We start from the raw sequence: 26,079 nt of genomic DNA, 5'->3' as shown, positions 1-26,079 counted from the left end.
CCTGGGGGACGACCACCACGCCCCCGACCCGAGGAATCGCGACCACCGTGTTCGATACGCTTTCCGACCGCCTCAGCGCGACCTTCAAGTCCCTCCGGGGCAAAGGCCGCCTCTCCGAGCAGGACATCGACGCTGCGGCGCGGGAAATCCGTATCGCCCTCCTCGAGGCCGACGTCGCGCTCCCGGTCGTCCGCTCCTTCATCGCGAACGTCAAGGAAAGGGCCCGCGGCGAGGAGGTCAGCAAGGCGCTGAACCCCGGCCAGCAGGTCCTCAAGATCGTCAACGACGAGCTGGTCTCCATCCTCGGCGGAGAGACCCGCCGCCTGCGGTTCGCCAAGACCGCGCCCACCGTGATCATGCTGGCCGGTCTCCAGGGTGCCGGTAAGACCACCCTCGCCGGAAAGCTCGGCCTCTGGCTCAAGGGGCAGGGCCACTCCCCGCTCCTCGTCGCCTGCGACCTCCAGCGCCCCAACGCCGTCAACCAGCTCAGCGTCGTCGCCGAGCGGGCCGGCGTGGCCGTCTACGCCCCCGCCCCCGGCAACGGCGTCGGCGACCCGGTCCAGGTCGCCAAGGACTCGATCGAGTACGCGCGCACCAAGCAGTACGACATCGTCATCGTCGACACCGCCGGCCGCCTCGGCATCGACGCCGAGCTGATGCAGCAGGCCGCGGACATCCGCGACGCCGTCAGCCCCGACGAGATCCTCTTCGTCGTCGACGCCATGATCGGCCAGGACGCGGTCAACACCGCCGAGGCCTTCCGCGACGGCGTCGGCTTCGACGGCGTCGTGCTCTCCAAGCTGGACGGCGACGCGCGCGGCGGTGCCGCGCTCTCCATCGCGCACGTCACCGGCAAGCAGATCATGTTCGCCTCGAACGGCGAGAAGCTCGACGACTTCGACGCCTTCCACCCGGACCGCATGGCGGGCCGGATCCTCGACATGGGTGACATGCTCACCCTCATCGAGCAGGCCGAGAAGACCTTCTCGCAGGCCGAGGCCGAGAAGATGGCGGCCAAGCTCGCCAAGGGCCCCAAGGAGTTCACGCTCGACGACTTCCTGGCCCAGATGGAGCAGGTCCGCAAGATGGGCTCCATCTCCAAGCTCCTCGGCATGCTGCCGGGCATGGGCCAGATCAAGGAACAGATCAACAACATCGACGAGCGCGACGTGGACCGCACCGCCGCGATCATCAAGTCGATGACCCCGGCCGAGCGCCAGGACCCGACGATCATCAACGGCTCGCGCCGCGCCCGTATCGCCAAGGGCTCCGGCGTCGAGGTCAGCGCGGTCAAGAACCTCGTCGAGCGGTTCTTCGACGCCCGCAAGATGATGTCCCGCATGGCCCAGGGCGGCGGCATGCCGGGCATGCCCGGCATCCCCGGGATGGGCGGCGGCCCCGGCCGGCAGAAGAAGCAGGTCAAGCAGGCCAAGGGCAAGCGCAAGAGCGGCAACCCGATGAAGCGCAAGGAAGAGGAGGCCGCGGCCGCGGCCCGGCGCGAGCAGGGCGCCCAGCCCGCCCTCCCCGCCGCCGGCGGCAACCCGTTCGGGCTCCCGGCGGGCGGCGGCCAGCCCGGCCAGGACTTCGACCTGCCGGACGAGTTCAAGAAGTTCATGAAGTAGCGGTCCGTACGGCCAGGGGCCCCGTGGTGCACGCACCGCGGGGCCCTTCCCGTTCCCCTTCCGCTGGGCGGGCACGGGGGTGCCGCGTCGCTTAGGGTCGGCCGGGGGGACGGCATAAGGAGGCGCCCCCGTGCCCAGCCCCACCCCCGTACCGCCGCGCGACCGGGCCGACACCCCCTGGCGCTCGGAGGGCGCCCCGCCCGGCCCGCCGCCCCGCAGGAGGCCGCCCGGCGGCTGGCGCGGGCTGATCCTCGCCGCCCTGATCGTCTACCTGATCGCCAACGTCGTGCTGTCCTTCTTCAACGAGGGCGACGGGCCGACGATCTCGTACACCGAGTTCAGCAGGCAGGTCGCCGACGGCAACGTCGAGAAGATCTACTCCAAGGGCGACGCCATCCAGGGCGAGCTGAAGGCCAAGCAGCCCGTCCCCGGCGGCGAGGGCGACTACACCAAGTTCGTCACCCAGCGCCCCGCCTTCGCCGACGACCAGCTGTGGGCCGGCCTCACCTCCAAGGGCGTCACCGTCACCGCCTCCCCGGTGGTCGAGCAGCGCAGCTTTCTGGCCAACCTGCTGTTCTCCCTCGCCCCGATGCTGATCCTGGTGGCCCTGTGGCTGCTCATCGCCCGCCGGATGGGCTCCGCCCTGGGCGGACCCGGCGGGTTCGGCCGCAAGGCGCCGCCCAGGCCCGTCGAGCTGGAGGGCCCCGGACGCACCACCTTCGAGGACGTGGCCGGGATCGACGAGGTCAAGGGCGAGCTCAGCGAGGTCGTGGACTTCCTGAAGAACCCCGCGCAGTACCACCGGCTGGGCGCCCGCATGCCCGGCGGCGTGCTGCTCGCCGGCCCGCCCGGCACCGGCAAGACCCTGCTGGCCCGCGCCGTCGCGGGCGAGGCCGGGGTGCCGTTCTTCTCCGCGTCCGCCTCCGAGTTCATCGAGATGATCGTCGGCGTCGGCGCCTCCCGCGTGCGCGAGCTGTTCGCCGAGGCCCGCAAGGTGGCCCCGGCGATCATCTTCATCGACGAGATCGACACCATCGGGAGGGTCCGCGGCGGCTCCGCCGCCATGGGCGGCCACGACGAGCGCGAGCAGACCCTCAACCAGATCCTCACCGAGATGGACGGCTTCTCCGGCTCCGAGGGCGTGGTCGTGGTGGCCGCCACCAACCGCGCCGACGTCCTCGACCCCGCCCTGACCCGCCCCGGCCGCTTCGACCGCACGGTCGTCGTCGCCCCGCCCGACAAGGCCGGCCGCGAGGCGATCCTGCGCATCCACACCCGCGAGATCCCCCTCGCGGCCGGCGTGGACCTGGCCCAGGTCGCCCGCACCACCCCCGGGATGACCGGCGCCGAGCTCGCCAACCTCGCCAACGAGGCCGCCCTGCTGGCCGTCAGGCGCCGACAGGACGCGGTCACCCAGGCCGACCTCTCCGACGCCCTGGAGAAGGTCCAGCTCGGCGCCGAGCGCCCCCTCGTGATGCCGGAGGAGGAGCGCCGCCGCACGGCATACCACGAGAGCGGCCACGCCCTGCTGGGCATGCTCCAGCCGGGTGCCGACCCCGTCCGCAAGATCACCATCGTGCCGCGCGGCCGCGCGCTCGGCGTCACCCTCTCCACCCCCGACGCCGACCGCTACGCGTACACCGAGCCCTACCTGCGGGGCCGGATCATCGGCGCGCTCGGGGGCATGGCCGCCGAACACGTCGTCTACGACGTCATCACCACGGGCGCCGAGAGCGACCTCGAACAGGTCACCAACCTCGCCCGCGGCATGGTCGGCCGCTGGGGCATGAGCGAGCGCGTCGGCCGCCTGACCGCGATTCCGTCCGACGGCCAGGGCCCCTACGGCCTGACCGCCGCCCCCGCCACCCTCGACGCCGTGGACCACGAGATGCGGCGGATCGTGGACGAGTGCTACGAGGAGGCCTGCCGCCTGCTCACCGAGCACCGCCCCAGGCTCGACGCCCTGGCGGAGGCCCTCCTGGCGGCCGAGACCCTCGACGAGCACGCCGCGTACGAGGCGGCCGGCATCCCCCGGACCGCCAAGGACCACGGCACACGCTGAGCGCTACGCCACCCGGGCGATGACGTACCGCAGGATGTTCGGCAGCCACACCGCGCCGTCGGACCGCTCGTACGGGTGAAGGGCCTCCGCCAGCTCCTTCTCCGCCAGCGCCGGGTCGGCCGCCGCGCAGGGCCCGGACCCGGTCCCCGCGACGGGGTACATGCCGGTCGACAGCAGCCCGCGCACGGCGCTGTCCGCGTCGGCGTACCCGAAGGGGCAGAACACCCGCCCCGACCCGTCCGGCACCAGCCCGGCACCCTCCACCACCGCGTCCAGGTCCCGGACCACCGGCCCGCCGCCGAGCACCGCCGGCACCGTGCACCGCTCGGCCGGACCCCATCCGGCCAGCACCACCGCCCCGCCCCGCCGGACCGCGGGCAGAGCCGCCTCCAGGGCGCCCGCGGCGGGCGAGAAGGCCAGCAGCACGTCGTAGGGGCGGGCCGCGGGCACCGGGGGAGCGGCCGCCACCTCCAGCAGCCGCTCGCGGGCCAGCGCCCGCCGGGCCGGGTCCGCCTCCACGCCCGTGGCGACGGCGCCCCGTCCGGCGGCCAGCAGCAGGGGCAGCCCGGCCCCGCAGTCGAGCCCCAGCAGCCGGGTTCCGGGCCCGACCTCCAGCCGGTCGTAGACCGCCTCGTACAGCGGTACCAGCATCCGTTCCTGGATCTCCGCCCAGTCACGGGCGACGAGCGTCGCCGTCGGCGTCGGTGTCATCGAAAGAGCGCTCCTGATTCCGTCTCGCCCCCTTGCCCCCGTTGCCAGAGAACTCCCCATCGGCCCCCGCGTCCAGAGGAGTGCGCCACCCGATTCACGCATCCGGTGCCCGGCGCCGTACCATTCGCGCCATGGCAAAGGCACCCGTTCTCACCCCGCAGGCGGAGGATTTCCCCCGCTGGTACCAGGATCTGATCAACAAGGCCGAGCTGGCCGACAACGGTCCGGTCCGCGGCACCATGGTCATCCGACCGTACGGCTACGGCCTGTGGGAGCGGATGCAGCAGGAGATGGACGCCCGGATCAAGGAAGCCGGTGCCCAGAACGCCTACTTCCCGCTGTTCATCCCCCAGTCGTACCTGACCAGGGAGGCGGAGCACGTCGAGGGCTTCGCCCCCGAGCTCGCGGTCGTCACCCACGGCGGCGGCAAGGAGCTCGAGGAGCCGGTCGTCGTCCGGCCCACCTCCGAGACGATCATCAACGACTACTTCTCCAAGTGGGTCCAGAGCTACCGGGACCTGCCCCTGCTGATCAACCAGTGGGCCAACGTGGTCCGCTGGGAGATGCGTCCCCGCGTGTTCCTCCGGACGAGCGAGTTCCTCTGGCAGGAGGGCCACACCGCCCACGCCACGTACGAGGACGCCCGCGACTACGCCGCGCACATCCACCGGAACGTGTACGGCGACTTCATGACCAACGTGCTCGGCATCGACGTCGTGCTCGGCCGCAAGACCCCCAAGGAGCGCTTCGCCGGCGCCATCAACACCCTCACCCTCGAGGGCATGATGGGCGACGGCAAGGCCCTGCAGATGGGTACGAGCCACGAGCTCGGCACCAACTTCGCCAAGGCCTTCAACACCTCCTACCTCTCCAAGGAGGGGCAGCAGGAGCTGGTCTGGCAGACCTCGTGGGGCGTCTCGACCCGCATGGTCGGCGGTTTGATCATGTCCCACGGCGACGACAACGGCCTGCGCGTCCCGCCGCGCCTGGCGCACGTCCAGGTCGTCGTCATGGCGATCAAGGGCGACGAGGCGGTGGCCAAGGTCCGCGAGCTCGGTGCGCAGCTGAAGGCCGCGGGCCTGCGCGTGCACGTCGACGACCGCGTCGACACCCCGTTCGGCCGCCGCGCCGTGGACTGGGAGCTCAAGGGAGTACCGGTTCGCATCGAGATCGGCCCCCGCGACCTGGAGAACGGCACCGCGATGCTGGCCCGCCGGATCCCCGGCGGGAAGGAGCCGGTGCAGATCGACGCGCTGGCCGACCTGCTGCCCAAGGTGCTCGACGAGGACCAGGCCCAGCTGCTGCGCGAGTCCCGCGAGCGCCGGGTGTCCCGCACGACCGACGTCGCCACCGTCGAGGAGGCCGCCGAGGCCGCCCTCGCCGGCGGCTGGGCGCGGATCCCGTGGAGCGTCCTGGGCCCGGAGGGCGAGGCCAAGCTCGGCGAGCAGGCCGTGACCGTCCGCTGCCTGGTGGCCGAGGACGGGTCGGTTCCGGAGGCTGACGACGCCCCGGGTACTCTCGCGATCGTCGCGCGCTCGTACTGAGCCCCAGCTTCCACGCCCCCGGCGCGCGGTTTCGGCCGTGCGCCGGGGGCTGGTTTTTTTGGTCGGCGTTACGTACCGACTCCTCCTGGGATCGGCGCACCCGTCCTCGTCGGGACGCATGAGACTGAACTGACTGGTACGTGCAAAAAATTTGGAATGGCCCGGAATCGGAACACCGGGGCACCCCGGCTCGTTGTCACGACGTGAGCACGACACCACCTGTTCTCGCCGCAGAGCTGGCGCAGGCGTGGGCCGACATTCAGCGGTACCACCCCGAGCTGCCTGACCTTGCCGCGCCCGAGTCCCTGATCGGAGAGTCCTCGTCCGCCTGTGGCGCCGAACTCTCCTTCGAGCGACTGCTGCACGAGGCAGTCCACGGCATCGCGGCCGCCCGCGGGGTCCGTGACACCTCGCGAGCGGGCCGCTACCACAACCGCAGATTCCTCGCGATCGCCGAGGAGATGGGGCTGGACCACTCCGAGGAGCCGCACGCCAGCAGCGGGTTCTCGCTGGTCTTCCTCAATTCCGAGGCCAAGAAGCGCTACCGGCCCACGATCGAGCGGCTCCAGCGCGCCCTCAAGGCGCACACGGCCGCCACGGCCGCCGACACCAAGCGCAGCTTCCGCGGTCCGGCCGCCCGGCACGGCTCCTCGGGCGGCGGCGTGCGGGTCAAGGCGGTCTGCGACTGCGGGCGCAACGTGCGGGTCGTCCCCTCCGTGCTCGCCCAGGCTCCGATCGTCTGCGGCGGCTGCATGAAGCCGTTCCGCATCCCCGAGGTCGCCACCGCGGCGGCCTCCTGAAGCGGCGCCCCCGGCGGGCGGTGTGGTGATCCTCCCCGCTCGGAGGCGCCGCGGGCATGTGGCACAATGGGCAGCTGTACTCGACAGTCGCACAGGACCCCTCTCTCCTCCGGCTGACGCGTCCGTCGGGCACCCGAGTACCGCAACCCCACGTGGCATCTCAAGTGCCCAACCACGTCAAGTTCAGGAGACACCACTCCAGTGGCAGTCAAGATCAAGCTCAAGCGCCTCGGCAAGATCCGTTCCCCGCACTACCGCATCGTCGTCGCCGACGCCCGCACCCGCCGGGACGGTCGCGCGATCGAGGAGATCGGCATCTACCAGCCGACGTACAACCCCTCGCGCATTGAGGTCAACGCCGAGCGCGCGCAGTACTGGCTGTCCGTGGGCGCCCAGCCCACCGACGCCGTTCTCGCCATTCTGAAGCTCACCGGTGACTGGCAGGCGCACAAGGGCCTCCCGGCCCCCGCGCCGCTGCTGCAGCCGGCGACGAAGGAAGACAAGCGTCGCTCCTTCGACGAGTTCGCCAAGGCCCTCGAGGGCATCGGCGAGGCCAAGGGCGAGGCCATCACGCAGAAGAAGAAGGCCGACAAGAAGGCGGACGAGGCTGACGCCGCCGCCGAGTCGACCGAGGCCTGATCATGCTCGAGGAGGCTCTTGAGCACCTCGTAAAGGGCATTGTGGACAACCCCGACGACGTGCAGGTCGCCTCGCGCAACCTGCGCCGCGGGCAGGTGCTCGAGGTTCGGGTGCACCCCGAGGACCTCGGGAAGGTGATCGGCCGCAACGGCCGCACCGCACGTGCGCTGCGTACCGTCGTGGGCGCCATCGGCGGGCGGGGGATCCGCGTCGACCTCGTCGACGTGGACCAGGTCCGCTGAGCAGTTGAATCACCGGCACGGGCCGGGGAGGGCATACGTGCCCGCCCCGGCCCGTCGTCGTCTGAACAGGAGAGGCACAAACACAGTGGAGCTGGTAGTCGCGCGGATCGGCCGCGCCCACGGCATCAAGGGTGAGATCACCGTCGAGGTGCGCACGGACGAGCCCGAGCTGCGGCTCAGCCCCGGTGCCGTGCTGCGCACCGACCCGGCGTCGGCGGGCCCGCTGACCATCGAGGCGGGCCGGGTGCACAGCGGCCGGCTCCTGCTGCGCTTCGCGGGGGTCAAGGACCGCACCGCCGCCGAGGCGCTGCGCAACACCCTCCTCATCGCGGACGTGGACCCCGCGGAGCTGCCGGAGGAGGAGGACGAGTACTACGACCACCAGCTGATGGACCTGGACGTGGTGCTGGAGGACGGCACGGAGATCGGCCGGATCACCGAGATCTCCCACCTCCCCTCGCAGGACCTGTTCATCGTCGAGCGGCCGGACGGCTCCGAGGTGATGATCCCCTTCGTCGAGGAGATCGTCGCCGAGATCGACCTGGAGGAGCAGCGCTGCGTCATCACCCCGCCGCCGGGGCTGATCGACGACCGCGCCGAGATCGCCTCCGCCCGCGACGCCGAGGCGGCGGAGGCGGCCGAGGCCGCGAAGTCCGGGGACGACGCCTGATGAGGCTCGACGTCGTCACGATCTTCCCGGAGTACCTGGAGCCCCTGAACGTCTCCCTCGTCGGCAAGGCGCGGGCCCGCGGGCAGCTCGACGTCCACGTGCACGACCTGCGGGACTGGACGTACGACCGGCACAACACGGTCGACGACACCCCGTACGGCGGCGGTCCCGGCATGGTGATGAAGACCGAGCCGTGGGGCGAGGCCCTGGACGCGGCCCTGGCGGAGGGCTACGAGTCCGGCGCCCACGGCCCGGTCATGGTGGTCCCCACCCCCAGCGGCCGGCCCTTCACCCAGGAACTGGCCGTCGAGCTCTCCGAGCGCCCGTGGCTGATCTTCACCCCCGCCCGGTACGAGGGCATCGACCGCCGCGTCATGGACGAGTACGCCACGCGCATGCCGGTGTACGAGGTGTCCATCGGCGACTACGTCCTGGCGGGCGGCGAGGCCGCCGTCCTGGTCGTCACCGAGGCGGTCGCCCGGCTGCTGCCCGGGGTGCTCGGCAACGCCGAATCGCACCGCGACGACTCCTTCGCCCCCGGCGAGATGGCCAACCTGCTGGAGGGCCCCGTCTACACCAAGCCCCCGCAGTGGCGCGGGCGGGAGATCCCCGAGGTGCTGCTCAGCGGCCACCACGGGAAGATCGCCCGCTGGCGCCGGGACGAGGCCTTCCGCCGCACCGCGCAGAACCGCCCCGACCTGATCGAGCGCTGCGAGGCCTCCGCCTTCGACAAGAAGGACCGGGAGATCCTGAGCATCCTGGGCTGGAAACCGTCCGGAGACGGCCGATTTTGGCGCAGGCCTGAGGCCGTGGAAGAATAGGCGGCTGCTGTGTGCTCGCGTACGCCCCTGCCACAGGGGGATCGTCGTCCGCCGGGTGACACGGCTCTCGAATTCTCTACGGAAACCCGCACCGGCGACCTGTGGCGTCGTGCGAAGAAAGCAGACGAACTCATGTCTCACCTGCTCGATGGCGTCAACGCCGCCTCCCTGCGTACGGACGTCCCGGCCTTCCGCCCGGGTGACACGATCAACGTGCACGTCCGCGTGATCGAGGGCAACCGCTCCCGTATCCAGCAGTTCAAGGGTGTTGTCATCCGCCGCCAGGGCTCCGGCGTCTCGGAGACCTTCACGGTCCGCAAGGTCTCCTTCAGCGTCGGCGTGGAGCGTACCTTCCCGGTCCACTCCCCGATCTTCGAGAAGATCGAGCTCGTCACCCGCGGTGACGTGCGTCGCGCCAAGCTGTACTTCCTCCGTGAGCTCCGCGGCAAGGCCGCGAAGATCAAGGAGAAGCGCGACCGCTGATCTCCTCTCCGGGTCCAGGGGACGGCCGGATAGGCTCGCCCCCGATGGACACCGAAGCAGAGCTCACACAGCGCGGCCGCTCCTCCCCCGAACAGGGGGAGGGGCGGTCGCGCTTCGCGTTTTCCAGGACGCGCGGCACCTCCGGCCCCTGGCGGCGGGCCGGGGTGCTGGGCGTGGTCTGCACGGTCTTCCTGCTGCTGGTCAGCAATTTCGTGGTCCAGCCCTTCCTGATCCCCAGCCGGTCCATGCAGCCGACCCTGCGGGTCGGCGACCGGCTCCTGGTGAACAAGCTGGCGTACCGTTTCGGCTCGACGCCGAAGCGGGGGGACGTGGTGGTCTTCGACGGCACCGGGTCCTTCGTACGGGAGCCCGCCCGCGGCAACCCGGTCGGCGACGCCGTGCACGGCGTGTTCTCGGCGCTGGGGCTGGCGGAGCCCTCGGACACCGACTTCGTGAAGCGGGTCGTGGGCGTCGGCGGGGACGACGTGGTCTGCTGTGACGCGGGCGGCCGGATCCGGGTCAACGGGGTCGCCGTGGACGAGCCGTACCTGTACCCCGGCGACACCCCCTCGAAGGTGCCCTTCCGGATCGTGGTCCCGCTGGGCGCCCTGTGGGTCATGGGCGACCACCGCTCCCAGTCCCGGGACTCGCGGGACCACCTGGGGGAGCCGGGCGGGGGGATGGTGCCGGTGGAGAAGGTGATCGGGCGGGCCGACTGGATCGGCTGGCCGCCGTCCCGCTGGGACGGTCTGTCCGCGGCGGCCGCGCCCGGGGGCCCGCATGGGTAGCCGGGGGCGGCCGCGGGGCGGCCGGGAGCGGGAGCAGCGCCCGGAGCCGGGACCCGGGCGCGGGAGCGGGCCCGGGGCGAAGGCGCGGCCGCAGGCGGGTTCCCGGCCCGGTGCCCAGCCCGATGCCGATGCCGGTCCCGATGCCGGTCCCGATGCCGGTCCCGGACCCGCTTCCCGGGCCGGGTCCGAGCCGTCGGCGGATCCGGCGGAGGGCGGCGGGCGGGCCCAGCGGCGCCGGATGGCACGCAAGGTGCGCAGGCGCCGGCGCACCCGGCGGGTGGGCGAACTGCCGCTGCTGGTGGCGGTGGCCCTGTGCATAGCCCTGGTCCTCAAGACCTTCCTCGTCCAGGCGTTCTTCATCCCGTCCGGCTCGATGGAGCAGACGATCCGGATCGGCGACCGGGTGCTGGTGGACAAGCTGACCCCCTGGTTCGGCTCCAAGGTCGAGCGGGGGGACGTCGTCGTCTTCAAGGACCCCGGAGGCTGGCTCAAGGGCGAGGCGGCCCGGCCGGCCCAGGACCCGCCCGGCCTCAAGCAGATCAAGCAGACCCTGACCTTCATCGGCCTGCTGCCCTCGGCCGACGAGCAGGATCTGATCAAGCGGGTCATCGGCATCGGCGGCGACACCGTGGCGTGCTGCGACAAACGGGGACGGGTGACCGTCAACGGCAGGCCGCTCGATGAGCCTTACGTGTCACCGGGGAACTCGCCCTCCGACATCCCCTTCGAGGTGCACGTACCCGCCGGGCGGCTCTTCGTTATGGGCGACCACCGCGCCAACTCGGCCGATTCCCGCTACCACCTCGACGAGGCGTTCGAGGGCACCATCGACGAGAAGGGCGTGGTGGGACAGGCCGTGGTGATCGCCTGGCCGTTCGACCACTGGCGCCGGCTGGAGCAGCCCGCCACCTTCCTCGACGTTCCGGATCCGGTACGCGCCGGGCGGCGCCAGCGGCCCGGCGGGCGCCGTCGGGGCACCGCGTTCGCATAGTGTGTTCCCGGTCTCCCGCGCCTTAGGGAACTCCCGCTCGTTAAGGGAGGGGAGGGCCCGCTTCTGTTCCGGTGCGGGCGGTGGTTTCCGAGTGAGGAGTGGATGTGGGGGATGTGGCGGTAGGCGCTCGATCCGGACGCGATGAGGGCGAGGAGCGGCCGGACGATGCCGTCACGCACGAGACCGACGAGGCGGGTGCGGAGGCGAGTCAGCACCGCTCCTTCTGGAAGGAGCTCCCGCTCCTCATCGGCATCGCCCTGGTGCTGGCCCTGCTGATCAAGACCTTCCTGGTCCAGGCGTTCTCGATCCCGTCCGACTCGATGCAGAACACCCTGCAGCGCGGTGACCGGGTGCTCGTGGACAAACTGACCCCGTGGTTCGGCTCGGAGCCCGAGCGCGGCGAGGTCGTCGTGTTCCACGACCCGGCGCACTGGCTGGAGGGGGAGCCCACCCCCGAGCCCAACGTCGTGCAGAAGGTCCTCAGCTGGATCGGCCTGATGCCGTCCGCCGAGGAGAAGGACCTGATCAAACGGACCATCGCCATCGGCGGGGACACCGTGGAGTGCAAGCGCGGCGGCCCGGTCGTCGTCAACGGCAAGGCGCTGGACGAGCCGTACATCTATCCCGGAAACACCCCCTGCGACGACGCGCCCTTCGGGCCGATCACCGTGCCCAAGGGCAAGATCTGGGTGATGGGCGACCACCGTCAGAACTCCCAGGACTCCCGCTACCACATGCAGGACTCCACCCAGGGCTTCGTACCGGTCAGCGACGTCGTCGGACGGGCCGTTGTCGTCGCCTGGCCGATCACCCGCTGGGCCACCCTGCCGGTCCCGGACACCTTCGACCAGAAGGGCATCGACAAGCAGCTCCCGGCGCCCCTGCACTCGCCGCAGGCCGCCGGTCCCGGCGTGGCCGACGTCAACTCGGCGGCCCTGGGCCTCGTGGGTGCCGTGCCCCTCGTCCTGTGGCGCCGACGGAGGCTGACCCAGGGGCGTACCGCCCGGTAGGGTGCCGCCCAGGCCGGACACCGCCGGGTGGCGGCCATCTCCGGGTATGGGGGCGCACCAATGGGCGGAACACAGGCAATACGCGCGAGCGCGACAGATGGCCGCGGCGGCCTCGGCAACACGTTGTCGGGCATCGCCGTGGCCATCGGCTTCGCGCTCTTCCTCGGCGGCTTCGTCTGGGGGGCGTTGGTGTACCAGCCCTATACGGTGCCGACGAACTCCATGGTCCCCACCGTGCAGCCGGGCGACCGGGTGCTGGCGCAGCGGATCGGCGGCGCCGAGGTGCGCCGCGGCGACGTGGTCGTCTTCAAGGACGCCCAGTGGAGCGACTCGCCCATGGTCAAGCGCGTCGTGGCCGTCGGCGGCGACACCGTCGGCTGCTGCGGCCAGGGAGGACAGCTGACCGTGAACGGAAAACCGCTCGAAGAGCCCTATGTGGACCAGGCCGGGCGCGACGCGCTGGCCGCGGGCACGACCTCCTTCGAGGTCACCGTGCCCGAGGGCAACCTCTTCCTGATGGGTGACCGGCGCTCCGGCTCCCTCGACTCGCGGGCGCACCTCCAGGACGCCGGCCAGGGGACCGTCCCCCGCTCGGCGGTCGTGGCCCGCGTCGACGCGCTGGCCTGGCCGAACACGGGGATGCTGGAACGCCCCCGGGTGTTCGAGGCCCTCCCCGGCGGGATCTCGCAGCCCGGGCCGCTGCGGCTCCAGGTGGCCGCGGTGCTGGGCGGAGCCGCCCTGGTGGTGCTGGGGGCCGCCTACGGGCCGGTCGCCCGGGTCCTGGGACGCGGACGGGCGCGGGGGCGCTCCGGTGGACGCTGAGCGAGCCGGGGAGCCGAGCGCGCGGCGGCCCCGGAAGGTGTCCCGGGTGGTACTGCTGGACCCGGCGGACCGGATCCTGCTGCTGCACGGCTTCGAACCGGACGACCCCGCCGACCACTGGTGGTTCACCCCGGGCGGCGGGCTGGAGGGCGACGAGACCCGCGAGGATGCCGCGCTGCGGGAACTCGCGGAGGAGACGGGGATCACCGAGGTGGAGCTGGGTCCCGTGCTGTGGCACCGCTACTGCTCCTTCCCCTTCGACGGCCTGCGCTGGGAGCAGGACGAGTGGTACTTCCTGGCCCGGACCTCGCAGACCGCGACCGCGATGGACGGGCTGACCCCGCTCGAGCGGCGCAGCGTCACGGGGGCGAGATGGTGGACCTCCGAGGAACTGCTCGCGGCCCGTGAGACGGTGTACCCGACCAAGCTCGCAGGGCTGCTGAGGACGCTGCTCGACGACGGTCCCCCGGACGCTCCGGTGGTCCTGCCCCCGGAAATCGTTTAGGGGCGCACGGCGCTGGCGCACAATAGGGGGACGCACGGCTGAAGGGGAACATGCCATGAGCGCCGAGGACCTCGAGAAGTACGAGACCGAGATGGAGCTGAAGCTCTATCGGGAGTACCGCGACGTCGTCGGGCTGTTCAAGTACGTGATCGAGACCGAACGCCGTTTCTACCTCACCAACGACTACGAGATGCAGGTGCACTCGGTCCAGGGGGAGGTGTTCTTCGAGGTCACGATGGCCGATGCCTGGGTCTGGGACATGTACCGGCCCGCCCGCTTCGTCAAGCAGGTGCGGGTTCTGACCTTCAAGGACGTGAACATCGAGGAGCTCAACAAGAGTGACCTCGAACTCCCCGGCGGCTGAGCCGGCCGAGATCCCCCAGGCTCCCCGCCGGGCTCGCCGGTTCACCCGCACGGGTGAGCCGGATGTCCACAGCGCCCGGGTTGTCCACCAAGATCCACTCGATGCGCCGGCCCGCGGGATCGTCGGTGCCGGAGGTGGTGCCGGATGGACGCGAAGGGCGTGGCACGGCAGGCGTTGGGCCGGTACGGCGAGGAGCTCGCCGTGCGGAGGCTCACCGAGTCGGGGATGACGGTGATCGCCCGGAACTGGCGGTGCCGGGGCGGGGAGATCGACATCGTCGCGCGGGACGGGGACGCCCTCGTCGTGTGCGAGGTCAAGACGCGCCGCATGGGGGACTTCGAGCACCCCATGGCCGCGGTCCGGGCCGGGAAGGCCGACCGGCTGCGCCGACTGGCCGGCCGCTGGCTCGCCGACCACGGGGGACCGCCCCCGGGCGGGGTGCGGATCGACCTGGTCGGGGTCCTGCTGCCCCGGCGCGGCGCGCCCCTCGTCGAGCATGTCCGGGGGGTGGCGTGATGGGGTTCGCGCGGGCCTGCTCGGTGGCCCTGGTGGGCGTCGAGGGCGTCGTGGTGGAGGTCCAGGCCGACCTGGAACCGGGGGTGGCGGCCTTCACCCTGGTGGGCCTGCCCGACAAGACCCTGGTCGAGAGCCGGGACCGGGTACGGGCGGCGGTGGTGAACTCCGGCGCGCCCTGGCCGCAGAAGAAGCTCACGGTCGGACTCAGCCCGGCCTCCGTGCCGAAATCCGGCGCCCATTTCGACCTGGCAAACGCCAGACAAAGGCACTACTAAAGTGCCAGCATGGAGCCATGAGCGCCCTCACAACGCCCTCCGGCCGCCGCCTGATCCGCTGCTTCGCCTACGCCCGGATCAGCTCCGACCGTGAGGGCGCAGGCCTTGGCGTGGCCCGCCAATTCGAGGACATCACCGCCCTCGCCGAGCAGCTGTCCACCCCGCAAGCCGAGTTCCGAATCGTCGAGCGTTTCCAGGACAACGACCTCTCCGCCTACTCCGGCAAGCCGCGGCCCGACTACCTACGCATGCTCCAGGGGATGCGCGACGGCGGAACGGACTGCATCCTCGCCTGGCACACGGACCGCCTCCACCGGCGGCCCCTGGAGCTCGAGGAGTACATCGACGTCTGCGAACCCCGCAGCATCGACACCCGCACGGTCAAGGCCGGCCACCTCGACCTTTCCACGGCCACGGGCCGGATGATCGCCCGCCAGCTCGGCGTTCAGGCCCGCTACGAGGTCGAGCGCATGATCGAGCGGCAGAGGCGAGCCCGAGAACAGATGGCGCAGCACGGCAAGCACTTCGGCGGGCGTCGCCCATTCGGGTGGGAAATCAACGGGATCACCCCCATTGATGACGAGATCACACAGATCCAGCACGCCGCCCAGGCGATCCTCGCCGGGGCCTCGCTGCGCGCCGTCGCCGCCGAGTGGAACGAACGGGGCGTGAGGACCTCCACGGGCGGCGAGTGGGGGCCCAACGAGGTCAAGAAGATGCTCATCCGTCCGCGCAACGCGGGCATCCGCGAGCACCGCGGACAGGAGGTCGCCACCGCCCAGTGGCCGGCCGCGCTCGATGAGCCGACGTGGCGCAGCGTCGTCCGGCACCTCACGGACCCCGCCCGCCGGACCAACGTGGGCAGGACGGCGCGCGTCTCCCTGGGGACCGGTATCTACACCTGCGGCGAGTGTGGCAAGCCGGTGATCTCGGGCACATGTGGGTCCGGGCCGGTGATGCACCAGATGCCGGCCTATCGCTGCCTTGGCCACATCAGCCGACGGCGGGACCTGATCGACGACATGGTTCAGCTCGCCGTGCTGGAGCGTCTGGGGCGTCCGGACGCCGCCGACCTGTTGGTGGAGCGCGAGGAGCCCGTAGACGTCCGTGGGGCGCAGGAGGACATGAAGGAGGCCCGAGAACTCCTCGACGATCTGTCGGCGGAGCTCGGCCGTGGCGAGATGGACCTCCGGTCATGGCGGGTGGCCTCCGAGGGTGCGAAGAAGCGGATTGCGGATGCTGAGGCCCTGCTGTCGCGCGCGGTTTCGGTGAACCCGGTGGCAGAGCTCGTGCTGGCGGATGACGTCGAGGCCGCGTGGAATGCCCTGGACCTGTCCCGGAAGCGCGTAGTGCTGTCGTATCTGATGACGGTCACCATCCATCGAGCCCGGCGAGGACGTCAGCCGGGTGGCGGGTACTGGGACCCGGACTCGGTGCGGATCGCCTGGAAGAAGTAGAACGGGGCCCCGTAGTGGGGCCCCGTTCTAAGCCGCTCCCGCCGCCTGGGGGGCAGGACAGGGAGAGGCCGGTCTGAGGTCTGTGTGATGCCCGGGATCCCAGTGATCACACAATGTAGGTTTTGCCCTACAGCTATTCGATCAAGATGCGCAGAGCGTGGACAGGTGCCACGCTCCGTACCGCCGCCTCCTCACGTCATCGCCCGCCGAAAGCGGGTCGGCGACACCATCCGAGCGGCCAGGTTGAAGCGGAACTGGACGCAGGAGGCGTTCGCCCTCCACGCCGGCATCGACCGGGCGTCCTACATCCGTATCGAGCAGGGCCAGGCCAGTCCGCTGCTCGACACGCTCATCATCATTTCTGAGGCCTTGGGCGTACCCCTCGCTGACCTGGTGCGCGAGTAGGTCGGACTGTCGTGCCTGCGGGGCCGCGCCTCTGCTCCCGGCGTGGCCCCCCAAGCATGGTGGGGTTACCCCCAGCCGACGTCCGTGGCGGTGGCCGAGGCGGAGGGCGTGGGGTTGGCCGGAGCGGTGCCCCAGCCGACGTCGGCCTGAATGCCGGGGTTGGTGGTGTCGTCGTTGGCGTCTGCGGTCGCGAGAGCTGCGGTGCCGACGACTGCGGATGCTGCCAGAAGTGCGGCTGCGCCGAGCCGAATGATCTTTCGCATTCCAATCCTTTCGGTGATGCCGTGGACCGTATCGAACACCTGTCCGCCGCGCTACGACTAGATGTAGCGTGCCAGCAGCACATGCCACGATCCAAGAGATTGACTCCTTCGGGAATCCGAACTTCGGGATCCCGCACACGGCAAATAGGGGGATAGGTGTGCACAGTGACGGACTCTCAGGACCCGCACGACCTCACGACCGAAGACCAGGCCCACTACAAAGCACTGGCAGCCGGCGAGCACCTGCCAGCCGAGACTGACCTCAGCCGCCTCGCCAGTCTCGGGCTGGTCGATGACGACCCGTACGACGCGGGATCCCACATCGCCACAGACCCGCGGGCCGCGATTCAGCGGCTCCTGGAGGCGGAGCACGCCCGGCTGACGGCCAGCCTGGAACGCCTGGCTGCCATCCCCGTCCTGGAGGGCCTGGCCCCCGCCTACGAGCGCAGCCGCCGATTCGACTACATGGGCTCCGAGTTCCTGCCCACCCCGAGCCTCATGAACGATCGAATCGGCACCATCACGGGCAAAGCTGCCGTCGAGCTCCTTGCGGCTCAGCCGGCCCTCCCCGCGGACCGGGACCCGGCGATCCGGAAGCTGGGCAACGACCGGTCCTTGGCGGCGCTGGAGCGCGGTGCAACCCTGCGGCTGCTGTACCGGTCCACGGCGGCCGCCGACCGGGCCACGCAGGCATACGTGGCCGCGCTGATCGAGGCGGGTGGAGAAGTGCGGGCGGTCGCTGGCCGATTCCCGCGAATGATCATCGTGGACCAGAAGAGCCTGTTCGTCGACGACCACGTCACCCGCAGGCCCGACGCCCACAGCGGCTGGCACGTCGCAGACCGCAGCTCCGTGATGTGGGCCCGGAACGTCTTCGACATCTACTGGGAGAACGCCATGCCGTGGGCTCAGGCCGTGGCCGTGACCGATGAGGTCGTACTGACCGACCGGCAGATGGACATCCTGGAGCAGCTCCATGCAGGTGAATCCCAGGACGGTGCAGGCCGGCGGCTCTTGATCAGCGACAGGTTGGTGAATCGGGCCCTGGCGGAGGCCCGAGAACGGCTCGGGCTCCGGAGCACCTTCCAGCTGATGATCTGGTACGGGCGGTGGCTAGAGCGGACCTCGCAGCAGTGAGCGGAGCCCCGGCCGCGTGAGGCGGCCGGGCCGGGGTTGCGGTCAGTCGTGAGACGGCGGCTGCGTGATGAACCCGCGGGCCGGGCGTTCCTCCGGGTCGCGGGATGTCGGCTGCTGCGTCTCACGCCAGACCTTGACGAGCTCGGCGTACCGAGGGTCTGTCCACTCCTGCATGAGTCCTCCCATCGGAGCGGAGCCTAGCGTTCAGGCGGCCTACCCACTGGGCGGTCACTCGTTGGCCCAGGCCTTCGCCACCGCGAGATCGGGCGCGGTGCCGACCACGGTGTAGACGAATCCGTTCCATTCCTCCAGTACACGCGGCGCGTCCGGGTTCACGTGGCTACCGCCGCCGAGTGCGGGCCGGTGGCGTCGGTGAACGTCCAGGGGCGGCTGGCGGCGCTTGTCGTACGCCGCGAGTGGGTCAGCGGAGTCGATTCGGGGGACAGCTCGGGAGGGCTGGTTGGGCGGTCCGGGGCGACGGTGCTTGGCCATGAGGCCATCGTCCCAGGGCTTCAGGGGCGAGGCAGCGGGAGGCTGGGAATCTGTGGGTGTCTCAGGTGCTGGCCGGCCGGGTGCACGTGGAGCGTGAAGGACTCCGCTGCCGGGGCGTCGGCTGCATCGTATGCATCGAGCAGGTCTTCGACGGCCGTCCACAGCCGTACCGGGCCGCCCTCGCGGACCTGCCAGCCGTCGGCCTGCGGAGTGAGGACGGCTGCGGACCCGGTGACGGTGTCGGCCAAGAGCACGCTCTCGCCGAGGGTGGTCATCTGGGCGCTGGGGACGGCGGCTTGGGCGAGGAAGCGCAGGTGGAACGCTTCCGTTGTGGGGCCGGTGATCCGTTGCGGTGCGTGCCGGGCGGGGCGGGCGGGGGCGTCTGCGCGAGTCGCCCAGTGGGCGGGGTTGCCGAACGAGGGGGCGGCGTGGGTGCGGGCGGACATGAAGGAGACCGTGCCAGGCAGCAGCGGGCCCGAGGCCGTTCCGTCCGCGGCGACGGTGAGGAGGACGCGGGCGTAGCCGTAGAGCCAGCCGGACAGGGTGAGGAGGATCTTTCCGCCGGGCCGGGTCTGGGCGAGGAGGGAGGCCGGCACGGCGCGGAAGGAGCACGCGGCCACGATCCGGTCGAACGGAGCCTCGGGCCAGTACCCGTACATGCCGTCCGCCACCGCGAGGGCAGGCATGTAGCCCATGCCGTAGAGAGCTCCTGCGGCCTGGGACAGGCGGTGTCCGTCGACCTCGATGGAGGCGACCGCCTTGGAGCCGAGCCGCTCGCAGGCGAGGGCGGTGGAGTAGCCGGTGCCGGTACCGATCTCCAGAACTCGGTGGCCTTCGTGGAGGTCGGCGTCAGCCCACATCTGCACGACGAGGGAGGGCAGGGTGGAGGAGGACGTCGGGGCTCCTCCGTGGCGGGGGGTGGCCTGGCTCCAGTCGGGTTCGTCGCCGTCGAACTGGGTGATCAGGGTGGTGTCGGCGTAGGAGGAGGCCAGCCACCGGGCGTAGTCGAGTGCGGCGGTGACGGGCTCCCACACCGTGAGCCCGTGGGGGTCGGGTTCGCCGACGGGCAGGTAGAAGCCGGGGACGAACCGGTGTCGTGGAACCGCCTCCACCGCCGCCCGCCACGCAGGATCGGCCAGTACACCGGTATCGGCCAGGGTGCTGGCCATCGCGCGCCGGAGCGGGGCGGCGTCGTTCTCAGGGTCGGCGGGCGTGGTCATGGCCTGCCGCCTCCTTCCTGGTGAGGATGTCGGCGAACGCCTCGGTGATGGCGGGCGCGTCAGGGAGCCAGCCCCACTGTCCGTTCGGGTTGCACTCGATCGCCGTCCAGTCTTTCGCAGCGTGGCCGGCGCCCGTGAGGGCGAAATCGAAGCAGCCGAAGACCAACCCGAACGAGTCCAGGTAGGCGAGCACGGCCGCGGCGATGGGCGCGGGGACGTCGATGGGGGTGTGAATCAGCTTGTTCCAGTCGCCGCGGCGCCAGTCCAAGGCGCCGTCCGATGCCTGCACGCGGCTGGCGAACACCTGCTGGCCGACGACGGTCATCCGGACATCGCCCGTCTTGGGGATCTCCGCCTGGAACAGGTGCGGCATCACCGCGAGGGAGCCGTCGAAGGTCTCAGGGTCAACACGCTGCGCCCAGATCGCTCCGGCGTGGCCATCCTCGCCGACGGGCAGGCCGCGAAAGGGCTTGTAGATGATGGGGCCGTGCTCGGCGGCGAAGGCGTGCGCCTGCTCGACGTCGTTGGTGACCAGCGTTGCCGGGATGGTAAGGCCCAGTTCGGTGAACCGGTGGAGCTGGGTGGGCTTGTACTCGGCGCGGGCGACGGCCAGGGGGTGGTTGACGTAGAGGGCGCCGGTCAGGCTGTGCAGAACGCCGTTGAGTCCGTGGCGGGCTTCGGCGGTGGCGAAGTCGCGCTGCTGGGCGGCCAGGTGCCCGTAGCGGGCGGCGTACGGGGTGGGGCGGCGATAGTACACCGCCGCCACCTCCCCTAACTCCACCTCCCGGCTCCCCGTGGCCAGGCAGCCGCCCCAGGACTGGGTGGCGCCCCCGATGCGGGCCGCGAAGGACAGACCCGCGCCGATGTCGGCCGGGTCCGCGCGGACGACCGGCACGCTGCGCTCGTTGAGCGCGTTGATGACGAGATCCGCGGTGACGTCCTCAAGCGCGGTGAGGACCAGGACGGTGGAGGTCATCGGTCAGTCCGTGCTGTAGTCGGGGTTGGAGTCGTCCGCGGTCTGCGGCTGCGGCTTGTTGCCGTCGCTGCCGCCGGACTGGGAGGTGGTCGGGTTGGTCTGGTTGGTGCCGTGCTGGCCCATCTCCACGCGCTGGCCGGTGGTGTCGGTGTAGCGGGCGGTCTGGGTGGACGGATCCAGCGTCACCGCCGCGTAGGCCGGTGCGCCGATCGGGAGCCGGTCGGTGACCAGCTGCATCGCCCAGGGCGACGAGGGCGTGAGGGTTGCAGTGCGCATGTTGGCGCTCCTCTCGATGAAGTGTGAGTAGTGCATGGTGCTGGTTGGCCCTGCGGGCCGGGACACAGCCCCCACGGAGCGGCTTGGCGGGCTGTGGGCCGGCGCGCAGGGACGGGATGTGCCGAGCGCTCGGGGTCAGCGGTCGTCAACAGGGCGCAGGGCTCGGTGGTCGGAGACCACCCACTCGCGGCCGCCGCCTTCGGGCCGCAGGAACACGGCCTCGGGGGTGAAACGGCGGGTGGCGGGATCTTCGTAGTCGCCGATGAATTGGACGATGCCCTCGCGGTCCTCGACGGCATCCAGAACGCGGGCTCCCTCGAAGAGCCAGCGCGGGCGGCGGCTCACTGCGCACCGTCCTCGCCAGCCCGGCTGAGACGCTCGTGCATGGATCCGAGTCGGCGCCAGCCGCGGCGGGCCCGCTCCACCAGGGCCGGGGAGGGCTGCCCGTAGGCCGCGGTGACGTCGGCCCCGGCGGCAAAGGCGTCCCAGGGGATGCGCTCGGCGGGTTCGCTCTTGGTCGGCTGGTTGGCAGGTGTTCGGCGAGGGAGAGGCAACTTGGCCATGGCGCTGCTCCTCAGCGAGAGGGGGTGTACGGTGCGGGGGCATGAGCGAGCCGTTCGCCCAGGGCGAGGACCATCCGGCGTGCGCGATCTGTCCGGCTTACCGGCTGCCCCGGGCTGCGTTCGTGGTCTACGACCGGCCGAGTCGCGAGTGCCCGTTCGATCCGGCCGACGGCTACCGGTACACCGCCGACCGGATCCCTGCCTGCGTTCACCCCGACAAGGTCGGGGTGGAGCCGGACCGAATTGCCCCGCCGCCGGAGCCGCTGGCGGCCCGGACCGAGCCGGAGCCGGTCAGGCGCCGGTGGTTCAGGCGGCGGTGAACGAGATGTCGTGCTCGCGGCCGGCGCGCTCCATGCCGATGGAGGCGTACCGAGCGCTGAGAATCTTCACCCGCCGCTCCACCTCCTCGGCCTGGAGCCAGTACCGGGCCGAGGGCTCACCCCAGGCGAGGCGGTAGGCCAAGTTGGTGAAGCAGCCCGCCTCGTAGTCGGTGTGCTCCTGGTCGGTCTGGTGGATGAGGGCGAAGCCAACCCGCTCGGAGATCCGGGCGAACAGCTGCGGCTGCGCGATCATCGCGTGCGTCATCTCGTCCACGGGGACCGCGATGGGCACCTCGGCCAGGAGCTCGTCGCCGGTCAGGTCGAACACCGCGCTCTTGAGGGCCAGGGCCCGCAGGCCCTCGGTGAACAGCGGGGCCTTGTCGGTGTCGAGGTTCCACCGCTCGATGACGGGGAACCCGGTGAAGCACTGCCAGTCCGAGCTGTACTCCAGGGTCGCGGCCTCGAAGGCGTCGAACTCCTCGTCGGCCGTGACCGCGGCCAGGATCTCTGCCGCGCGGCTGGCGACCTCAGCCGGGGTGGGCATGTTCTTCGCGCTCATCTGGCATCTCCTTCGATGAGGTGGTGCCCGGCCCCACCGCGAGTGGACAGCGGTGGGGCCAGGAGGGGAAGCGGGTAGTCCCCGGAGGAACCGCCCGCTTGCATGCCTCCATATGGTGTTGGTGCCGTTGCACAGAGTGAAGAGCGTGGGCGTAGCACTACCGAGATCCGTGTTCGCCTGACTGCTACGCCCCGTAGCAGTCAGGCGAGCGTGGCCCCAATGATCTTCGCGATCTTGCGAGATCGGGAAGTGGTGGCGTATCCGGCCCGCTGGGCGATTACGCCAGGCAGGGTCTGGTGGCGCACCCATTCCGGGTGTTCCTGGCAGACAGTCAGCAGGGTGTCCAGGCAGGTGTCGTACTGCTTCACTTCGCACTGGGCGAGGGCGATGTCCAACTGGAGGCGGTTCTGGGCCGCCTGATGCAGCGAAGACCAGTCGTTCACCCCCCTGGCCAGATCGAGGGCCTTGCCGGCCTTCCCAGTGGAGACGGCAATGCCGACGGCTTGTGCTGCGACCGCGGCAGGGCCGAAGGCCGTTCCGTTGACCATCACATCGCGGCCCAGCCGGGTGGCCACAGCGGACCCCTGGGAGAGCAGCTCCTCGGCGGCGACCGTGTTGCCCTGGCGGGCCGCGACGACGGCCGCAAAGGTGACGTGCCATCCGTACGTGGCGAGGAGGGCGGGATCGCGGTCGCCATACGTAGGCTCGATGCTGGTGTACGAGACTGCCGCGACACGCTCGGCTTCCCCGAGCCGGGCATCCCGTAGGTAGACCCAGGATCGCCCCGAGGCCACGGAGGCCTCCCGTACCGGATCCCCTGCCTGCCGCGCCTGCTCGGCAGCGTGGCCGATGGCAGCGTAGGCGAGATCACGAGCGCCAAGCTGGTTGGCGACGTAGGCGGAGAGGCGGTAGGCGTCGGCGAGAAGGCCGTGCGCGGCCATCCGGCGTTCTACTGGAGTGTGTGCGAGCGCAGCCGCAGCGTCGGAGACGCAGGACGCGGCGAAACGTCCAGCCACCCCGACACGGCCAGCTCGGTACGCGTCCCACCCCGCTGCCAGATCGGACGCGAAGTCGGTGGGCTCCCTGTCCGCGCTGATGCCGGCGGCGGTGTCGTGGACGACCCGCGACATCTCGCGCAACGTGGTCCGGTCGTCTGCGAGCATCGCCCTCTTGGGGGCCTGCTGGCCCACGATCACGGAGATGTCGGCTCCCAGGGCATGGGCAAGCCGCATAAGGGTGGGCAAGGAGAGCTGGCCCCGGTCCTGCTCGGCTTTGCGGACGGTGGCGATGGACAGACCGGCCACCTCGGCAAGGGCTTCCTGCGTGACGGCTCCGCGGAGCAGTTTGATCCGCTGGCCGGTGGTGTGCTCGTGCCACTTCATAGCGTCCCCTTCGTCTACTGGGACGGTACCGGGCGCCGGTCGGTTGGTGGAGTCCCGACTGCCCTACGGGTACTCGCCGGGCAGGTGGCCGAGGCAGTCCCCGCACACAACTCGACCCGGCGGGGGAGGCGTGTCGGTGTCGTCGGCCATGTCGCCCACGATGGCAGGCCCGGCGTCATTGGCGGGCCTGAACGCACGAAACCGCCCCCTCCCGCCCGTAGGCGAGAGGGGGCACGTGGTCTACTTCGCGACGAGTTGGTAGAGGGTGAGTCCGAGTCCCGCCACGGCGGTCACGGCGGCGATGGAGGGCAGGGGCCAGCGGGCGCGCTCCAGGGCCTCGACGCGCTGTTCGAGGGCGGAGATGTCCGCCTCGGCCTGGTCGGTGCGCTGGAGCGCGAGGCCGAGCTGACCACGCAGCTCGGCGAATCCGGTCCTGATCTCGCCCCTCATCTCCGCCAGCTCGACCGCGACCCGGGTGGACTCCTCAGTGGTCACCCGCGGGCCCGGACGGTCTCGGTGATGCCCGGGCCCTCCGACCCGCCGGACGTGGCGATCGCGGTGAGGACCGCCAGCACGGCCGCGAGACCGCCGACGGACGCGGCCTGTCCCCAGTCGACGTTGAGGATCCCGAGCTGGTCGGCACCGACCGCGCCGAGGACGCCCTGGGCGAAGGTACGGACGGCGCGCTCGGCGGTGGCCGTCCAAAAGGCGTAGGTGAGCATGTGCGGTTCTCCTCGATCAGCTGGTGACGGTGAAGTTGTGGCGGGCGGCGAGCACGGCGAGGCTGGCGCGACCGGGGATGCCGTCGGCGTCCGCCCCGCCGTAGCCTTGGCGGCGCTGCCAGGCCGCGTACGCCTTGACGGTGGCGGTGCCGAAGTGCCCGTCCGCCAGGCCGGCCGAGAGGAGGCCTTCGGCGACGAGGGCGTCCTCCACGACCTTCACGCCCGTGTACGAGACCGGAGTGCCGCTCTTCGGCGGGTCTGCCTTCGCCGCGGCGATCAGCCGTGACAGGGACACCCCGGGTGCGGCCGGCGGCGGGCTTGACGGTGCCCCGCCGACGCGGGCGACGATGCCGGGGAACACCACGTCATGGAACTGCTGCACGCGCTGGTCGCCGGGGCAGTCCGTGCCGCTGACGGCCCAGTCGGCATGCAGCCGGTGGTAGCCGTACCCCGGGTCCGAGGCGTTGCGGCAGACCCGAAGCGGGATGCCGTGCTCCTGGTGGAGCCACACGCCGAGCAGGATCAGCTGCTCGACCTGTTCGGGTGTCCACGGATCGCTCGCGTCGTCGTCGGAGGCGGTCTCGATGCTGACGGCGCCGGTGCCGTCCGGGCGCAGGTTGGCTCGGTAGTTGGCGTCCGCGCGGGTCTGTGTGCCGATGAACTGGCCAATCGATCCGTCGTAGTCGAGGCCGAAGTGGCTTTCGAGGTTGGTGGAGTCCCGCCAGTACTCGTAGATCCGCTCCTCGTCCCACGGGGCGGCGACGGAATGCATGATGAACTGCGTCGGCCGGATCGCGGGCTGGTTGTCGCTTTCGGGCTGGAGCTCCATCTTTCGGGCTCCTGGGTACCAAGCCATGACGCCTCCAGGGCATGAAAATGGCCCCGGCCGATGGCGCGGGGCGTACGGGTGGTGCAGGGTCAGGCGACGCGGGTGAGGAGGATCCAGGACCCGGCGCGCATGATGCTGCTCGTCGCGTTGGTGACGCGCTGCGCCCAGTTGAGTTGGAGCGTGCCGGCGCTGGCCGAGGTCACGAGCCTCCCCCACAAGGGCGCGGTCATGAACGTGGTGTTCTCCGCGCCGAACCCGCCGAGCGGGAACGAGGTCGCGCCGATGCTCTGCTTGTCGACGACGACACCGGCCGCCGCGATGCCGCCGGTCCCGTCCTGGCTCTGCCCGTGGGCAATCCAGTCCATCACCGCGCCGCTCGGCCCCGTCCAACCGATCTTGATGTCCGTGTCGGTGCGCGCCGAGTACAGCAGCATCCCCGTGACGAGATACGTCGCGTTCGCCGCGACCGGGACGAGGAGGTGAGCATCACCGGTGTTCGTCGTCGTCGACGTCCGGTTCTCGTCGGCTGGCTTGACCACCGGGGCTGGCAACATGGACGTGAGCAGGCCGGCGGTGATGCGCTGGCCGGCGGAGATGACCGGGTAGGGCACGT

Annotated in this window: 34 protein-coding genes and 1 pseudogene; 21 read left to right on the top strand and 14 right to left on the bottom strand. The window is 71.0% G+C overall.

Features of this window, described 5'->3' with window-relative positions; translation table 11 throughout:
- The first annotated feature begins 47 nt into the window (after positions 1-47).
- Together ffh and ftsH are read left to right on the top strand one after the other, a co-directional pair.
- Entirely contained in the window at positions 48-1,622 is a 1,575-nt protein-coding gene (gene ffh / locus ACFY15_RS00875; protein WP_390688944.1) for a signal recognition particle protein, read from the top strand.
- A 130-nt stretch (positions 1,623-1,752) separates the two neighbouring features.
- Complete coding sequence (gene ftsH, locus ACFY15_RS00870) at positions 1,753-3,684, top strand: ATP-dependent zinc metalloprotease FtsH (protein ID WP_390688945.1); 1,932 nt, start codon at positions 1,753-1,755, stop codon at positions 3,682-3,684.
- 3 nt (positions 3,685-3,687) lie between these two features.
- Here the strand turns inward: ftsH and ACFY15_RS00865 are convergent, their stop codons facing one another.
- Entirely contained in the window at positions 3,688-4,395 is a 708-nt protein-coding gene (locus tag ACFY15_RS00865) for a methyltransferase type 11 (protein ID WP_390824845.1), read from the bottom strand.
- A gap of 131 nt (positions 4,396-4,526) precedes the next feature.
- Here ACFY15_RS00865 and proS point away from each other — a divergent pair, with 131 nt between their 5' ends.
- From proS to ACFY15_RS00780, 17 genes and pseudogenes are all read left to right on the top strand, one after another.
- A complete protein-coding gene (gene proS, locus ACFY15_RS00860) occupies positions 4,527-5,939 on the top strand; it encodes a proline--tRNA ligase (protein ID WP_390688947.1) in 1,413 nt (470 codons plus the stop codon).
- Positions 5,940-6,142: 203 nt separating this feature from the next.
- Positions 6,143-6,739, top strand: coding sequence for a hypothetical protein (locus ACFY15_RS00855; RefSeq protein ID WP_390688948.1), 597 nt, complete (start codon positions 6,143-6,145; stop codon positions 6,737-6,739).
- 201 nt (positions 6,740-6,940) lie between these two features.
- A complete protein-coding gene (rpsP, locus tag ACFY15_RS00850) occupies positions 6,941-7,378 on the top strand; it encodes a 30S ribosomal protein S16 (protein ID WP_042810018.1) in 438 nt (145 codons plus the stop codon).
- A gap of 2 nt (positions 7,379-7,380) precedes the next feature.
- Positions 7,381-7,620 (top strand): RNA-binding protein, encoded by a 240-nt coding sequence (locus ACFY15_RS00845; protein WP_042810017.1) that lies wholly within the window; start codon positions 7,381-7,383, stop codon positions 7,618-7,620.
- An 85-nt stretch (positions 7,621-7,705) separates the two neighbouring features.
- The gene (rimM, locus tag ACFY15_RS00840; RefSeq protein WP_390824844.1) at positions 7,706-8,290 is read left to right on the top strand and encodes a ribosome maturation factor RimM; all 585 of its coding nucleotides are present in this window, start codon (positions 7,706-7,708) and stop codon (positions 8,288-8,290) included.
- A complete protein-coding gene (gene trmD / locus ACFY15_RS00835; protein WP_390824843.1) occupies positions 8,290-9,111 on the top strand; it encodes a tRNA (guanosine(37)-N1)-methyltransferase TrmD in 822 nt (273 codons plus the stop codon). The genes rimM and trmD overlap by 1 nt, the downstream gene beginning before the upstream one ends.
- Positions 9,112-9,243: 132 nt before the next feature.
- Positions 9,244-9,594, top strand: coding sequence for a 50S ribosomal protein L19 (rplS, locus tag ACFY15_RS00830; protein WP_030227407.1), 351 nt, complete (start codon positions 9,244-9,246; stop codon positions 9,592-9,594).
- A gap of 44 nt (positions 9,595-9,638) precedes the next feature.
- The gene (lepB, locus tag ACFY15_RS00825) at positions 9,639-10,382 is read left to right on the top strand and encodes a signal peptidase I (protein WP_390824842.1); all 744 of its coding nucleotides are present in this window, start codon (positions 9,639-9,641) and stop codon (positions 10,380-10,382) included.
- Positions 10,383-10,620: 238 nt separating this feature from the next.
- Positions 10,621-11,373 (top strand): signal peptidase I, encoded by a 753-nt coding sequence (lepB, locus tag ACFY15_RS00820; RefSeq protein WP_390824841.1) that lies wholly within the window; start codon positions 10,621-10,623, stop codon positions 11,371-11,373.
- 113 nt (positions 11,374-11,486) lie between these two features.
- Positions 11,487-12,383 carry a signal peptidase I gene (lepB, locus tag ACFY15_RS00815; protein ID WP_390824840.1) on the top strand — a complete coding sequence of 299 codons (897 nt, stop codon included), beginning with the start codon at positions 11,487-11,489 and terminating at the stop codon, positions 12,381-12,383.
- Between the two features lie 60 nt (positions 12,384-12,443).
- Complete coding sequence (gene lepB / locus ACFY15_RS00810) at positions 12,444-13,205, top strand: signal peptidase I (RefSeq protein ID WP_390824839.1); 762 nt, start codon at positions 12,444-12,446, stop codon at positions 13,203-13,205.
- Positions 13,195-13,710, top strand: a complete 516-nt coding sequence (locus ACFY15_RS00805; protein WP_390688955.1) for an NUDIX hydrolase — start codon at positions 13,195-13,197, stop codon at positions 13,708-13,710. Before lepB (ACFY15_RS00810) ends, ACFY15_RS00805 begins: the two co-directional genes overlap by 11 nt.
- A gap of 55 nt (positions 13,711-13,765) precedes the next feature.
- Positions 13,766-14,074, top strand: coding sequence for a DUF2469 domain-containing protein (locus ACFY15_RS00800; protein ID WP_014675276.1), 309 nt, complete (start codon positions 13,766-13,768; stop codon positions 14,072-14,074).
- A 144-nt stretch (positions 14,075-14,218) separates the two neighbouring features.
- Positions 14,219-14,590 carry a YraN family protein gene (locus ACFY15_RS00795; RefSeq protein WP_390688956.1) on the top strand — a complete coding sequence of 124 codons (372 nt, stop codon included), beginning with the start codon at positions 14,219-14,221 and terminating at the stop codon, positions 14,588-14,590.
- Positions 14,590-14,847: pseudogene (locus ACFY15_RS00790) on the top strand (magnesium chelatase domain-containing protein); the annotation flags it as partial. The gene ACFY15_RS00795 and the pseudogene ACFY15_RS00790, both read left to right, overlap by 1 nt.
- 35 nt (positions 14,848-14,882) lie before the next feature.
- Positions 14,883-16,322, top strand: a complete 1,440-nt coding sequence (locus ACFY15_RS00785; RefSeq protein WP_390824838.1) for a recombinase family protein — start codon at positions 14,883-14,885, stop codon at positions 16,320-16,322.
- 87 nt (positions 16,323-16,409) lie between these two features.
- Complete coding sequence (locus ACFY15_RS00780) at positions 16,410-16,727, top strand: helix-turn-helix domain-containing protein (protein WP_390824837.1); 318 nt, start codon at positions 16,410-16,412, stop codon at positions 16,725-16,727.
- 65 nt (positions 16,728-16,792) lie between these two features.
- Here ACFY15_RS00780 and ACFY15_RS00775 read toward each other — a convergent pair whose 3' ends face one another.
- Positions 16,793-16,990, bottom strand: a complete 198-nt coding sequence (locus tag ACFY15_RS00775) for a hypothetical protein (RefSeq protein WP_390824836.1) — start codon at positions 16,988-16,990, stop codon at positions 16,793-16,795.
- Positions 16,991-17,155: 165 nt separating this feature from the next.
- Between ACFY15_RS00775 and ACFY15_RS00770 the strand changes: the two genes are divergently transcribed.
- Positions 17,156-18,127 carry a hypothetical protein gene (locus ACFY15_RS00770; protein WP_390824835.1) on the top strand — a complete coding sequence of 324 codons (972 nt, stop codon included), beginning with the start codon at positions 17,156-17,158 and terminating at the stop codon, positions 18,125-18,127.
- Between the two features lie 228 nt (positions 18,128-18,355).
- On the opposite strand, the gene ACFY15_RS00765 is transcribed toward ACFY15_RS00770, so the two are convergent.
- The 6 genes from ACFY15_RS00765 to ACFY15_RS00740 all read right to left on the bottom strand — a co-directional run bounded on the left by ACFY15_RS00765 (position 18,356) and on the right by ACFY15_RS00740 (position 21,654).
- Entirely contained in the window at positions 18,356-18,619 is a 264-nt protein-coding gene (locus ACFY15_RS00765; protein ID WP_390824834.1) for a DUF6087 family protein, read from the bottom strand.
- 20 nt (positions 18,620-18,639) lie between these two features.
- On the bottom strand, positions 18,640-19,839 hold the full coding sequence (tgmC, locus tag ACFY15_RS00760; protein WP_390824833.1) for an ATP-grasp peptide maturase system methyltransferase: 1,200 nt from the start codon (positions 19,837-19,839) through the stop codon (positions 18,640-18,642).
- Entirely contained in the window at positions 19,817-20,815 is a 999-nt protein-coding gene (tgmB, locus tag ACFY15_RS00755; protein WP_390824832.1) for an ATP-grasp ribosomal peptide maturase, read from the bottom strand. Before tgmB ends, tgmC begins: the two co-directional genes overlap by 23 nt.
- 3 nt (positions 20,816-20,818) lie before the next feature.
- Positions 20,819-21,091, bottom strand: a complete 273-nt coding sequence (locus ACFY15_RS00750; RefSeq protein WP_390824831.1) for a putative ATP-grasp-modified RiPP — start codon at positions 21,089-21,091, stop codon at positions 20,819-20,821.
- A gap of 135 nt (positions 21,092-21,226) precedes the next feature.
- The gene (locus ACFY15_RS00745) at positions 21,227-21,436 is read right to left on the bottom strand and encodes a hypothetical protein (RefSeq protein ID WP_390824830.1); all 210 of its coding nucleotides are present in this window, start codon (positions 21,434-21,436) and stop codon (positions 21,227-21,229) included.
- On the bottom strand, positions 21,433-21,654 hold the full coding sequence (locus tag ACFY15_RS00740; protein WP_390824829.1) for a hypothetical protein: 222 nt from the start codon (positions 21,652-21,654) through the stop codon (positions 21,433-21,435). Before ACFY15_RS00740 ends, ACFY15_RS00745 begins: the two co-directional genes overlap by 4 nt.
- Before the next feature lie 41 nt (positions 21,655-21,695).
- Here ACFY15_RS00740 and ACFY15_RS00735 point away from each other — a divergent pair, with 41 nt between their 5' ends.
- Entirely contained in the window at positions 21,696-21,974 is a 279-nt protein-coding gene (locus ACFY15_RS00735; RefSeq protein ID WP_390824828.1) for a hypothetical protein, read from the top strand.
- Here the strand turns inward: ACFY15_RS00735 and ACFY15_RS00730 are convergent.
- The 6 genes from ACFY15_RS00730 to ACFY15_RS00705 all read right to left on the bottom strand — a co-directional run bounded on the left by ACFY15_RS00730 (position 21,961) and on the right by ACFY15_RS00705 (position 26,077).
- Complete coding sequence (locus ACFY15_RS00730) at positions 21,961-22,533, bottom strand: hypothetical protein (protein ID WP_390824827.1); 573 nt, start codon at positions 22,531-22,533, stop codon at positions 21,961-21,963. The two genes, ACFY15_RS00735 and ACFY15_RS00730, sit on opposite strands and share 14 nt — an antisense overlap.
- Positions 22,534-22,733: 200 nt before the next feature.
- The gene (locus ACFY15_RS00725) at positions 22,734-23,915 is read right to left on the bottom strand and encodes a helix-turn-helix domain-containing protein (protein WP_390824826.1); all 1,182 of its coding nucleotides are present in this window, start codon (positions 23,913-23,915) and stop codon (positions 22,734-22,736) included.
- A gap of 240 nt (positions 23,916-24,155) precedes the next feature.
- Positions 24,156-24,410, bottom strand: a complete 255-nt coding sequence (locus ACFY15_RS00720; RefSeq protein ID WP_390824825.1) for a hypothetical protein — start codon at positions 24,408-24,410, stop codon at positions 24,156-24,158.
- Positions 24,407-24,637 carry a holin gene (locus ACFY15_RS00715; protein ID WP_390824824.1) on the bottom strand — a complete coding sequence of 77 codons (231 nt, stop codon included), beginning with the start codon at positions 24,635-24,637 and terminating at the stop codon, positions 24,407-24,409. Before ACFY15_RS00715 ends, ACFY15_RS00720 begins: the two co-directional genes overlap by 4 nt.
- 16 nt (positions 24,638-24,653) lie before the next feature.
- Complete coding sequence (locus ACFY15_RS00710; protein WP_390824823.1) at positions 24,654-25,466, bottom strand: N-acetylmuramoyl-L-alanine amidase; 813 nt, start codon at positions 25,464-25,466, stop codon at positions 24,654-24,656.
- Between the two features lie 89 nt (positions 25,467-25,555).
- On the bottom strand, positions 25,556-26,077 hold the full coding sequence (locus ACFY15_RS00705) for a hypothetical protein (protein ID WP_390824822.1): 522 nt from the start codon (positions 26,075-26,077) through the stop codon (positions 25,556-25,558).
- Positions 26,078-26,079 lie beyond the last annotated feature (2 nt).

This window comes from Streptomyces sp. NPDC001373, from assembly GCF_042895815.1.
Taxonomy (GTDB): Bacteria; Actinomycetota; Actinomycetes; order Streptomycetales; family Streptomycetaceae; genus Streptomyces.
This window is presented reverse-complemented; position numbering and strand designations above follow the sequence as displayed.